Genomic DNA, 12,000 nt, shown 5'->3' on the forward strand with positions numbered 1-12,000 from the left:
AGACCACGGAACGCCCAAACGGGTGATCCCTCTAACTTTGTCTTCGCACAAGAGGACAAGGAACTGTGAATCATATCTCTAGCGCCCCCTTTGGGGGACGCCTGACGGTCGCGCAAGCGATCGTGCAGGCAACGGCTGCGGCTTGTCCGCAAGAAACCAAAGCCTCAAAATGGGCCGTCCTGCGGTCGATCTCTGATGCCCGCACGCGGCTTGGTGTCTCTGACCGTGCTGTGGCGGTGCTTCATGCCATGCTGTCATTTGTTCAAGGCGATGAGATCAAGGTCGGGGAGGTCGTCTTCCCATCAAATGCCACGCTTTCTGCCCGTGCGCATGGGATGGCCGCGCCGACGCTCCGGAGGCATATCGCCCAGCTCGTCGAGAGAGGGCTCGTCATCCGGCGCGACAGTCCGAACGGGAAGCGGTATGCCCGCAAGGGCGATGACGGTACGATTGCCCTCGCCTTCGGGTTTGAGCTCACGCCGCTTGTCGTCAGGGCGGCTGAACTCGAATGCATGGCTGCCGAGATGGCTCGTGATCGCAGGCTTCTCAAGGAGACGAGAGAAAAGATCACCTTGCTGCGCAGAGACATTGCCGGGACGGTCGGGTGCCTTGTCAACGAAGGCGCCGCAGTGACCGTGCGGCCCATTCCCCCCGCTCCCTCCCGGACGGCATCTCTCACGGAACTTGAAGATTTGGCCTTCGATCTCGGCATGTTGAAGGCGGAAGCCGATAAGGCGCTGGCAATTCTTATTAAATCCAGGAATCCGAGCGGCAATGTGACTCGGACTGAGCGTCACATACAGGATTCAAATCCACACTTTCATGAATCTGAACTGCCCCGGGAAAAGGTGCAGGCGACTGGGCCAGAGATCAAAGCCGAGGGGAGGGGTGCTTCAGCAACCGCAGGGCAAGGTTCGCATCCCAACGAACCACCGAGGATCGATCTTCCCACCGTGCTTGCGGCATGTCCGAGTTTACGTGATTGGGCTGCGGGTAAGGTCCGGTCGTGGGAGGACTTGGTGCGAGCTGCCGAAGCCGTCCGCCCCGCCCTCGGCATCTCGCCGGATGCCTGGGAGGAAGCCGTCGGGAGCATGGGCGAGAGCGGAGCAGCGGTGACAGTGGTGACCATTCTGCAACGGGCGGAATCCATCGCCTCGCCTGGTGGCTACTTGCGAAGCCTTTCATCGAGGGCGCGCAGTGGGCAGTTCTCGCCTGGCCCTATCGTCGTGTCACTGCTACGGCAGAGGGCGAAAGCGCAGATGGCAACATGACGGGTATCATGCGTAAATGGTTCCGCTTCCGAGGTGTCTCAACTGAGACACTATTCCATACAAAAGGCGCTGGACTTCGGCGGTCTCAGATGAGTGGGGCGTTCGGAAAGGCAGCCTTCTGTTGCGGATTGGCGCCGACGGCCAGCAGGTCGGACGAGCGGCGTGTCACCGCCGGATTCCAAATTCCTTCCGCCAGTGAGATGATACTGGCAAGCGCCTGCTTGTTTCCAGTTCAGTTCTTGTTGGCGTGCTGTTCCACGAGCGTCCTGCGAGACCTGCCCAATCCCGCACTTCATGCGATGGCGTGCTGAACTGATCCGGATCTTTTCCGATCAACCCGCTTCGGGGTCGGCTACGCCAGCGTGCCGTCGCTGCCGCTTTGCTTTCGCGATGACCGCGACCGATCTCAGTTCTTTCGGGGAGCCATCGAGCGGGAGTTGGCCCGCTCCCGGTGGAGCCCTTCAAATGTCACACGACCTCGCTGTTGCTCAACAACACGCATTTCAGCTCGCCCGCATCCTGATGGTCCCGGTCACACTGTTCAAATCAGGCTCGGAATACGGTGTTCTGCCGTCCAACGAACTCGATGCCGATGACGACTTGGATGTCATCAATGAGTTCGATCCGCACATGTTCCGGCCGGCTCATTGAGCCGGCATTGGTCTGCCTGGTGCCGCTTGCGGGCGGCGCTGACCAAGGGAGGCTGCCGCCGCGCGCAATTCCACTCCCTATTTCGTTAGTTGCATCACTCGCGCCCTTGGCAAGGCTCGCCCTTCGCGGACTGACGGCCGTGTCGCGCGAAACGCGCGAAGATCCAAGTGAACTCAAAAAGGGCAGGCGCGGCGCGTCTGGAAAGACCATGGAAGCACGAGAAATCGAGGAACTAAAGGGGAGGGTGGAATGCTCTGTGATGCTGGAGAAAGCGGGCTTTGCCATCGACATAGGGGAGAGCACCCGCCGGGCGATCAAGTTCCGCCGAGGCGACGACATCATCATCGTCATTCATGATGGCAAAGGTTGGTTTGACCCGTTATCGGACGCCAAGGGTGATGTACTCTCCCTGATCCGGCATCTAGAAGGTATTTCGTTCACAGGCGCGCTCGCCTTAGCCGCCGATCTTGTCGGGTTTACCCCGCAGGAGCCGCGATGGGCGCGGCCGTTACGGTCGCGGGAAAACACGATGTCTTTGGCGGAGCGATGGTGGGTGCGTCGACCGCCCTGGCGCGGCTCGGCGACATGGAACTATCTCCGGGACATCAGGGGAATTTCCGAGCAAGTTCTCCGTGTGGCGACGGATCAGAATGTCCTGCGAGAGGGGCCACATGGCAGCATGTGGGCGGCTCATGTCGACGATAATGGGATCGTGACCGGCTGGGAGGAGCGCGGACCGGACTGGCGCGGTTTTGCCAGCGGCGGCGCCAAGATACTGTTCAGGCTCGGAGTGCTTGACGGCCTCCGGCTTGTGGTCACCGAGGCGGCGATTGACGCCATGAGCCTCGCAAGTCTCGAAGGCTTCCGTAAGGAAAGCCTTTATCTCAGCACTGGAGGCGGCTGGTCCCCGACAACGGCGGCGTCCGTACGCTCACTGGCCCGTCGGTCGGGCGCCCAGCTTGTCGCGGCGACGGATGCCAATACGCAAGGGGAAGTCTTTGCCGCCCGGTTGAGGGAAATCGCCGACGCTACGGGTTGCGACTGGCTCCGGCTCAAGCCGCCTGCAGAGGATTGGAATGATGCTCTGCGGGCTAGGATGGCGAGCAGGAAGGGTCGGGAAAAAGCAGAAGGAGGGAAGTCAGCAGGAGTCCTGCCGCATGTCCGCCGGTCGCGTCAAGGGTGAAGCTTCGCCCGGCTGGCGCCGTCCCTTGACCCGCCCGGGCGGAGAGGCGGCGACGGGGAAGGGGTCACGAAGACCCGGAGAAAAAAGGATCGGATGAGCGATCCGCCGGGCTCGGTCGATCACCTTTGAGCGAAGGAGTTTCCCATGATCCCGTCCGACAACTTTCGCAAAGTCTGGTTCGGATGCGCCGACCGGCCGCAGATGTTCCGCCTGTTCGATCGCCATGCCAAGCAATCAGGGCGGTTCGCGGTAGACGCATCCCCGCTCTATGCCGGCGAATGGTTCGAGCTTGGCCAGAGCGAATGCGACTACATGCTGGATGTCCTGCCGCCGCTCTGGATGAGAGGAGGCATGTTCGCCATGCGCGAGTTCATGATCGGGGCCGTCACCAGCGTCTTCTTCACCATCTCGATCAACGACCGTGTCAGGCATTTTCACGGATATTGCGATCTTTCCCGACGCCAAGAGCCCGAGCGAATGCGGCAGGCCATCGTAGCAAGGGAGTTTCGTCCGGAACGGGCAATGAGCGAGGCTGAGCGGCTCGAACACATTTGGAGCGACACCAGGGACGCCTATCGGGGCTATGCCGACGAGACTTGGCCCTCCTCGGTTCGAGGCGAGCGCTGGGTGATGGTCTATTCCAGGAAACCACAGGGCGAGGCCAAGCTCCTGACCGATCTCACCGAGGCGGAGATCGTCGCCAAGCTGCCCATCCACTACCGGCCCATGCACCAGGCTCTCGCGGCGTGAAACTCACGGTGTGAAGCCGGCGGCCTGATCACGGCTCTCTGATCGGATGGCCTTGACAATCGCCATTGCCGAGATGCTCGGCGTGGCGATGCCGCGCGCCTTCACATCCCAGCCCCCGCTTTCTCATTCCTCGAACTTTCAGGAGCGTTTTCGGCATGACCCAGGATGCCCCCTTCACCTTTGACCTGTTTGGTAATTTCTCCGATTTCGGGCACGACGATTTGTCAACGGGCCTTGGCTTCGGCGTTGCCGCGCTCGCCGGCAGCCCGGCCGTTCGACCGGACAATGACGACGATCCCAACCCCGTTCCGCCCGCTCCGGGCGCCAGCCGTCCGGTTGGGGTGCCAACGACTGAACCTCGCGCACCGGGCGCACCGGCCAACTTCCATCTCGACGAGGGCGACCGGGGCCTGGCTACCGGTTGGGGGGAGAGGGCAGGGGCCAATGTCGACATAATCGAGCTTGCCAATGAGATCGTCCGTGATGGTCGCCCGGCCACACGCGAGGAACAAGCCAGGCTGATCCGCTTCACCGGCTTTGGGGCCTCAGAGCTTGCCAACGGCATATTCCGTCGCCCCGGCGAAGAGGGATTTCGCGATGGCTGGGATGGACTCGGCAGTTCGCTCGAGGACGCGGTTTCGGCCAGTGACTACGCCTCGCTGGCCCGTTCGACCCAATATGCGCATTTCACGCCGGAATTCATCGTCCGGGCGATCTGGAAGGGCTTGCAACGCCTCGGCTGGCGGGGAGGGCGGGTGCTTGAACCCGGCATCGGCACGGGGCTCTTTCCGGCACTGATGCCGGAGAGCTTTCGTGAGTGCTCCCTCGTTACCGGCGTCGAGCTGGACCCGGTGACCGCTCGCATTGTCCGGCTGCTGCAGCCGAGGGCGCGAATCTTGGAAGGGGATTTTGCCAGGACCAATCTGCCGGAACACTTCGATCTTGCTATCGGCAATCCGCCGTTCTCGGACCGCATAGTGCGCTCGGATCGCGCCTATCGGTCACTGGGGCTGCGCCTTCACGACTATTTTCTCGCGCGGTCGATCGATCTTCTCAAACCCGGAGCGCTCGCTGTCTTCGTCACATCGCACGGCACGCTGGACAAGGCGGGCAAGACCGCGAGAGAACATATAGCGAACAAAGCCGATCTGGTGGCGGCGATCCGCCTTCCGGAGGGCAGCTTCCAGAAGGGAGCCGGAACCGATGTGGTCGTCGATATCCTGTTCTTTCGCAAGCGGCGGGGCGGCGACATCGCGGGCGATCGGTCTTGGCTCGATCTTGCCGATGTTTGCTTCGATGCCGGCACCGACGGGGAGGGCAGGGGAGTGGTCTCCGTCAATGGCTGGTTCGCCCGCCACCCGGAGATGGTGCTCGGCACTCATGCGCTCGTAACCGGGCCATTCGGGGAGACCTACACTTGCCTGCCCAGGGCGGGCGAGAATCTGGAAGCCGCACTTGATGCCGTCGTCGCGCGTTTGCCGGAGGGACTCTACGACGGCGCGCCCGACGTCATCGACCTCGAGGCCGAGTTCGCGGAAATGCCGTTGGCGGCCGTTTCCGGCGATATCTCCCATGTCCGGGAAGGCAGCTATGTCATGGATACCCGCCACGGCCTGATGCAGATCACCGACGGTGCGCCCGTTCCGGTGAAGGTCCGCAAGGGCAAGAGCGGCGATGGCATGCCCGAAAAGCACGTCCGTATCATCGCCCGGCTCATTCCTGTCCGCGATGCCCTGCGCGACATCCTGAAGTTTCAAGAAACCGACCGCCCCTGGAAAGACGCGCAGGTCCGCCTGCGCATCGCCTGGTCTTCCTTCGTGCGGGAGTTCGGGCCGATCAATCACACGACGGTTTCCATTGCCGAGCACGAGGCGAGCGGCGAGGTCCGCGAGAGCCATCGCCGCCCGAATATCCAGCCCTTCCTGGACGATCCCGATTGCTGGCTGGTCGCCTCGATCGAAGACTATGATCTTGAGACCGACACCGCGCGTCCCGGCCCGATCTTTTCCGAACGGGTGATCGCGCCGCCCGCGGCACCGACAATCACCTCCGCGGCCGATGCGCTCGCAGTCGTGCTCAACGAACGCGGCCATGTCGACCTCGACCATATCGCCGAACTCCTGCACAGGGACGTCGATGATGTGCTCGCCGACCTGGGAACATCCGTCTTCCGCGATCCGGCGAATGGCAATTGGTTGACGGCGGACGCCTATCTCTCGGGCCCGGTGCGCGACAAGCTGAAACTGGCCGAGGCCGTCGCCGAGCTTGATCCGTCCTTCCGGCGCAATGTTCTTGCCCTCCGTGACGTCCAGCCGGCCGATCTCGGCCCCGCCGACATCACGGCGCGGCTGGGCGCCCCGTGGATCCCCGCTGACGATGTGGTCCGCTTCGTCAAAGAAACCCTGGATGCCGATATCCGCATCCACCACGTGCCGGAACTCGCCACCTGGACCGTGGACGCGCGCCAGCTCGGATACCTGGCCTCCGGCACGTCGGATTGGGGCACCGAGCGGCGCCATGCCGGGGAACTGCTTGACGATGCGCTCAACAGCCGAGTGCCGCAGATTTTCGACACCATCAGGGACGGCGACACCGAGCGCCGTGTGCTCAATGTCGTCGATACCGAGGCGGCCAAGGAAAAGCTTCAGAAAATCAAGGCTGCCTTCCAGAACTGGGTTTGGACTGACCCTGACCGGACCGACCGGCTGGCGCGGATCTACAATGACCGTTTCAACAACATCGCGCCGCGCGCCTTCAATGGCGACCACCTCAAGCTTCCCGGCGCCAGCACGGCGTTCACGCTCTATCCGCACCAGAAGCGTGGCATCTGGCGCATCGTCGCGAGTGGCTCCACCTACCTTGCCCATGCCGTCGGCGCCGGCAAGACCATGACTATGGCCGCCGCCATCATGGAACAGCGCCGCCTCGGGTTGGTTGCCAAGGCCATGCTGGTCGTTCCCGGCCATTGCCTGGCCCAGGCCGCGCGCGAGTTCCTCGCCCTCTATCCCAATGCCCGCATTCTCGTCGCCGACGAGACGAACCTTTCCAAGGACAAGCGCCAGCGGTTCCTGTCGCGGGCCGCGACCGCCACCTGGGACGCGGTTCTGATCACCCATTCGGCGTTCCGCTTCATCTCGGTCCCCGCCGCCTTTGAGAAGCAGATGATCGAGGACGAACTCTCGCTCTACGAGGACCTGATGGGCCGGGTGGAGCGGGATGATCGCGTCTCGCGCAAGCGCCTCGAACGCTTGAAAGAGGGCCTGAAAGAACGGCTGGAGGCGTTCGCCACCCGGAAGGACGATCTCCTGACGATCTCCGAGCTCGGTATCGACCAGATCATCGTCGACGAGGCGCAAGAGTTCAGAAAGCTCTCCTTTGCGACGAACATGGCGACGCTGAAGGGCGTCGATCCCAATGGATCGCAGCGCGCCTGGGATCTCTATGTCAAATCCCGGTTCCTGGAGGTGAAGAACCCCGGTCGTGCCCTGGTGCTCGCCTCCGGTACGCCGATCACCAACACCCTTGGGGAAATGTTCTCGGTCCAGCGCCTCATGGACCATGTGGCACTTAAGGCGCGCGGCCTGCATGAGTTCGACGCCTGGGCCGCCACCTTCGGTGACACGACGACGGAGTTGGAACTTCAGCCGTCCGGCAAATACAAGCCGGTCAGTCGCTTTGCGAGCTTCGTCAATGTTCCGGAACTGATCGCCCTGTTCCGCAGCTTCGCCGATGTGGTGATGCCGGAAGACCTCAGGCGCCTGGTGAAGGTGCCGACTATCTCCACCGGGCGGCGTCAGATCGTCACAGCCAAGCCGACTGCTGCCTTCAAGCGCTATCAGACCGTGCTCGATGCCCGCATCAAGGCGATTGAGGAGCGGGATCGCCCGGCCGAGCCCGGTGATGACATCCTGCTCTCCGTCATCACCGACGGCCGCCACGCCGCCATCGATCTCAGGCTCGTCGACGCGGACAATGACAATGAGCCGGAGAACAAGCTCAATCTCTTGATCGAGACCGCGCATCGTATCTGGCTGGAGACCGCCGAGACCACGTATCGACAGGCCGACGGGCGGGGCTTTGATCTTCCCGGCGCGGCGCAGATGATCTTCTCCGATCTCGGCACGATCAGCGTGGAGAAGAGCAGGGGATTTTCCGCCTATCGCTGGATCCGCGGCGAACTCATCCGGCGGGGTGTTCCTGCCTCCGAGATCGCCTTCATGCAGGACTACAAGAAAGCCGAAGCGAAACAGCGCCTATTCGCGGACGTGCGTGCCGGCAAGGTGCGCTTCCTGATCGGCTCGTCCGATACCATGGGCACCGGCGTCAACGCGCAGCTCCGGCTGAAAGCCCTCCACCACCTGGACGTGCCGTGGCTGCCCTCGCAGATCGAGCAGCGGGAAGGGCGCATTGTCCGGCAGGGTAACCAGCATGACGAGGTTGACATCTTCGCCTATGCGACGGAAGGTTCGCTCGATGCCACCATGTGGCAGAACAACGAGCGCAAGGCCCGCTTCATCGCCGCCGCTCTTTCAGGCGATACCTCCATCCGCCGGCTGGAAGATCTCGACGGGGGGCAGGCCAATCAGTTCGCCATGGCCAAGGCGATAGCCTCAGGCGATCAGCGCCTGATGCAGAAGGCGGGGCTTGAGGCCGACATCGCCCGGCTGGAGCGCCTGCAGGCGGCGCACCGAGATGATCAGTTTGCCATACGCCGCCAGATGCGCGATGCCGAGCGAGACATCGAGCACGCGACGCGCCGCATCGCGGCCATCAGTGAGGACATCGCCCGCCGCGTTCCGACGATGGGCGAGGCTTTCCAGATGGTGGTCACAGGCGAGCATCACGCCGAACGCAAAGTCGCCGGGCGCGCGCTCATGAAGGAGATCATCACCCTCGTCCAGCTTCAACACGCCGGCGAGACGGCGATCGCCTCGATCGGCGGGTTCGATCTCGTTTTCACGGGGCTCGCCGACAACACCCGGCGCAGCGGGGACTACCAGTACAGCACGCATCTCGCCCGCACCGGCGCCGACCATGAGATCGACTTGCTGCTGACCGTCACACCACTCGGAGCGATCGCCCGTCTCGAGCATGCCCTCAATGGGTTCGAAGACAAGCACACAGCGCAACGCAACAAGCGTGATGAAGCAACCGCCCGCCTTGCGTCCTACCGCTCACGCGAAGGTGGGGCATTCGCCTTCGCCGGAGAGCTGGAGGAGAAGCGTAGGCGGTTGGAGGAAGTGGAGAGGGAGCTGATGGATGAAGTAGAGACGGGAGCGAAGCAAGCGGCATGATAGGGCAACAAATGGCTGCTTTGCGCCTTTTAAACGGGTCGCTCTTGCACGCTTTCCATTCTCCAGAAATGGCCACTCAACATGGCCCGGAGGGCGCTCCTCACTTCAAGATTGAGACCAGCAGCAGCCATTGACACTCGTCCGGGTGACTCAGCCATCGTCGCGCGACAGCGGCGCGGCCGTACCCAACTGGGCGGCTCTTACGGCTTCCAGTGCCATCAACGCAGCGGCCACTTTGGCGCGCGCTTCTTCGATGTCGGCCATGACTAAGCAGTCGTTCCGCTGGATGGCCGCCAGAAAAGCTGCGAGCACGGCGGGGCAGTTCGCCGCCAAACCTAGAAAGTGGTCGCCACTCGGTGCCCGCTCGCCGGAAAGCCAGTTCTTCACAGTTCGCTCGTTCGCGCCTGTCCAAAGAGCAACCGTCTTAACTTTGGACGACTGCCCTTTGAGCGATGACCGTAAGGCTGTCGACACCAGCCTAGCAAACGACAGCTTGCGCGGCTTTCCGTGCCGCCGATCGGGTAACATATTGCCCGACTTCGGAAAGGACATTCCACTACCTCCGCGCTGTAGTGTTGGCAGTTGCGCCAACAGGGCGTGAAGAGTGGGGCGTAAGTGCTTGAGCGGGCGTGACGGACCATCGCGGACGGCTAGAGGCGGCGGGGAGTGGTCAGCCCGCGCTGCCGCATATGTGCGGATGTCAACCGACCACCAGCGCTACTCGACCGAGAACCAACTCGCTACTATCAAACAGTTCGCCGAGGGTCGGGACATCGAGATCGTGCGGGTCTACGAGGACGCTGGCAAGAGCGGCCTGAGCTTGGAGGGGCGCGATGCCTTTCAACGTCTGCTCGCGGATGTCGAGCGCGGTACCGCCGACTTTGACACGATCGTGGTCTACGACGTTAGTCGCTGGGGGCGCTTCCAGAACGCCGATCACGGCGCGCACCTAGAGTTCCTATGCTCCCGGGCCGATATCGTCGTCCACTACTGTGCCGAGCAGTTCGAGAACGATGGCAGCATCGGGTCCAATCTGCTGAAGACCGTGAAACGTGTTATGGCCGGCGAATACAGTCGCGAACTCTCCGTGAAAGTATTTGCTGGCCAATGCCGCCTTATTGAGAAGGGGTATCGCCAAGGCGGGATGGCCGGCTACGGCCTGCGACGGCTCCTGGTTGACGAGCACGGCGAGCACAAGGCCGAGCTCTCGGTCGGCGAGCGCAAGAGCCTTCAGACCGATCGTGTTATTCTGGTTCCCGGACCGATCGAGGAAGTCGAAGTCGTCCGGCGCATCTATCGCCTCTTCGTCGAACTCGGCGTCCAAGAGGCCGGGATTGCGGCCCAGCTGAATCGTGAAGGTGTTGTCACCGACCTTGGGAGGCCTTGGACGCGCGGCACGATTCACCAAGTCCTGACCAACCCCAAATACATTGGTGACAACGTCTTCAACCGTGTGTCCTTCAAGCTGAAAATGCGCCGGGTCGTTAACAGCCAGGAACATTGGGTGCGCGCCCGTGGCGTATTCACGGCGATCGTTGATGTCACCACCTACGAGCGCGCGGCAAGAATTGTGGAGGATCGAAGCCGACGGCTCAGCGACGACGAACTCCTCCACCTGCTCCGATCGCTGTTGGAGGTGCAGGGTTCCCTTTCCGGCCTCGTCATCGACGAACGCGAGGATATGCCATCGAGCAGCGTCTACAAAAACCGCTTCGGCAGCCTGCTGCGCGCCTATCACCTTGTCGGCTACAGCCCGAGACGAGACTACCGCTATATCGAGATCAACCGACGTCTGCGGGCAATGTACCCAGATGTTATCGCTATGGTGGTCGACGGACTACGTACCGCCGGCGGCGACGTCTGCGTCGATCAAGAAACGGGGTTGATCGATGTCAACGGCGAGTTCACCGCGTCGGTCGTTGTAGCCCGCTGCGGAGAGACGCAAGGTGCCTCGCCGCGCTGGCGTATTCGGCTCGACGCGGGCCTAGCGCCCGATATTACCGTCGCCATCCGGATGGACCGCGGCAACATATCCCCGCTCGACTACTATCTGCTCCCGCGTCTCGACATGACCAAATCGACATCGAACTACCAGGCAACAATCCTTGGCGGATGTTGATCAACGTTTACTTCAATCCCGGCGATGACGGCACTGCCCTCGACTTCGGTTACCGCGGAACCCCGGTCTATATTGATCTCGGATTCGACAGCACGGCAGCCTCTCATCTGTATGAGATCGACTGGCTTCCGGGGGGCATTGTATGGTCTGTTGACGGGAACATCGTGCATGAACGCGTGGGGTGGGATCCAACACCGATCCCACACCTTCCAATGCGCCTCCACGCTAATTTGTGGGCGCCCCGATCTGAACAACTCTCGGGGCGAATAGATAGGGCGAAGCTGCCCTCAACTGCGAATTTCAGAAGTATTTCCGTGTCTGGGCGCCCTCAATGACACCCGCCAGCGTGTTCTGCCGAGCTTGGCCGCATTGCGCTCCATGCCGGTCGTCTAGGTTGCGTTGACAAAAGCCGTTATCCAGATCATCGCGGCGGCGAGGTTGAGGAAACTCTCGTATGAAAGTCTCGTCTTGTCGTAGCGCGTGGCGATGCGTCGAAACTGTTTGATGCGATTGAACATGCGCTCGATACGGTTGCGATCCTTGTAGGCTTTGAAGTCGCACGATGGCGGATCGCGGCGATTTGCGCGTGGCGGGATGACCGGCAGAATGGCTCGCATCAACAGGCTGGAACGGACGTCGTCGCCATCGAAACCCTTGTCCGCCAACATTTTTCTGGGCTTTGCGACCGGCAGAGCCAGAAGAGGCTCGACGCCGAGATAGTCGGAAACCTCC

General features: G+C 62.1%; 9 protein-coding genes. 7 read left to right on the top strand and 2 right to left on the bottom strand.

Going from position 1 to position 12,000, the window contains the following annotated elements:
• The first annotated feature begins 65 nt into the window (after positions 1–65).
• The 5 genes from repC to H512_RS0118795 all read left to right on the top strand — a co-directional run bounded on the left by repC (position 66) and on the right by H512_RS0118795 (position 9,149).
• Entirely contained in the window at positions 66–1,271 is a 1,206-nt protein-coding gene (gene repC / locus H512_RS0118775) for a plasmid replication protein RepC (protein WP_026784749.1), read from the top strand.
• A 465-nt stretch (positions 1,272–1,736) separates the two neighbouring features.
• Positions 1,737–1,922, top strand: a complete 186-nt coding sequence (locus H512_RS0118780) for a hypothetical protein (RefSeq protein WP_026784750.1) — start codon at positions 1,737–1,739, stop codon at positions 1,920–1,922.
• Positions 1,885–3,105, top strand: coding sequence for a DUF3991 and toprim domain-containing protein (locus tag H512_RS0118785; RefSeq protein WP_342663975.1), 1,221 nt, complete (start codon positions 1,885–1,887; stop codon positions 3,103–3,105). The genes H512_RS0118780 and H512_RS0118785 overlap by 38 nt, the downstream gene beginning before the upstream one ends.
• A gap of 144 nt (positions 3,106–3,249) precedes the next feature.
• The gene (locus tag H512_RS0118790) at positions 3,250–3,855 is read left to right on the top strand and encodes a DUF1419 domain-containing protein (protein WP_026784752.1); all 606 of its coding nucleotides are present in this window, start codon (positions 3,250–3,252) and stop codon (positions 3,853–3,855) included.
• Between the two features lie 155 nt (positions 3,856–4,010).
• Positions 4,011–9,149, top strand: coding sequence for a helicase-related protein (locus tag H512_RS0118795; protein WP_036792703.1), 5,139 nt, complete (start codon positions 4,011–4,013; stop codon positions 9,147–9,149).
• 150 nt (positions 9,150–9,299) lie between these two features.
• Here the strand turns inward: H512_RS0118795 and H512_RS26015 are convergent, their stop codons facing one another.
• The gene (locus tag H512_RS26015) at positions 9,300–9,701 is read right to left on the bottom strand and encodes a hypothetical protein (protein ID WP_053240056.1); all 402 of its coding nucleotides are present in this window, start codon (positions 9,699–9,701) and stop codon (positions 9,300–9,302) included.
• A gap of 52 nt (positions 9,702–9,753) precedes the next feature.
• On the opposite strand from H512_RS26015, the gene H512_RS24930 reads away from it, so the two are divergent.
• Both H512_RS24930 and H512_RS27925 read left to right on the top strand, forming a co-directional pair.
• On the top strand, positions 9,754–11,268 hold the full coding sequence (locus H512_RS24930; RefSeq protein ID WP_425414189.1) for a recombinase family protein: 1,515 nt from the start codon (positions 9,754–9,756) through the stop codon (positions 11,266–11,268).
• The gene (locus H512_RS27925) at positions 11,232–11,603 is read left to right on the top strand and encodes a family 16 glycosylhydrolase (protein ID WP_425414190.1); all 372 of its coding nucleotides are present in this window, start codon (positions 11,232–11,234) and stop codon (positions 11,601–11,603) included. The genes H512_RS24930 and H512_RS27925 overlap by 37 nt, the downstream gene beginning before the upstream one ends.
• A gap of 54 nt (positions 11,604–11,657) precedes the next feature.
• Here the strand turns inward: H512_RS27925 and H512_RS0118810 are convergent.
• Positions 11,658–12,000: transposase (locus tag H512_RS0118810; RefSeq protein WP_210162722.1), on the bottom strand; the 343-nt coding region annotated here is incomplete at its 5' end.

This window comes from Pleomorphomonas koreensis DSM 23070 (assembly GCF_000425185.1).
Classification (GTDB): Bacteria; Pseudomonadota; Alphaproteobacteria; order Rhizobiales; family Pleomorphomonadaceae; genus Pleomorphomonas; species Pleomorphomonas koreensis.

Bases quoted from the DNA above. Each gene is read 5' to 3' on its own strand.
- H512_RS0118790 (WP_026784752.1), top strand. From the start codon at position 3,250: ATGATCCCGTCCGACAACTTTCGCAAAGTCTGGTTCGGATGCGCCGAC.
- H512_RS0118780 (WP_026784750.1), top strand. From the start codon at position 1,737: ATGTCACACGACCTCGCTGTTGCTCAACAACACGCATTTCAGCTCGCC.
- H512_RS0118795 (WP_036792703.1), top strand. From the start codon at position 4,011: ATGACCCAGGATGCCCCCTTCACCTTTGACCTGTTTGGTAATTTCTCC.
- H512_RS26015 (WP_053240056.1), bottom strand. From the start codon at position 9,701: ATGTCCTTTCCGAAGTCGGGCAATATGTTACCCGATCGGCGGCACGGA.
- H512_RS0118785 (WP_342663975.1), top strand. From the start codon at position 1,885: ATGAGTTCGATCCGCACATGTTCCGGCCGGCTCATTGAGCCGGCATTG.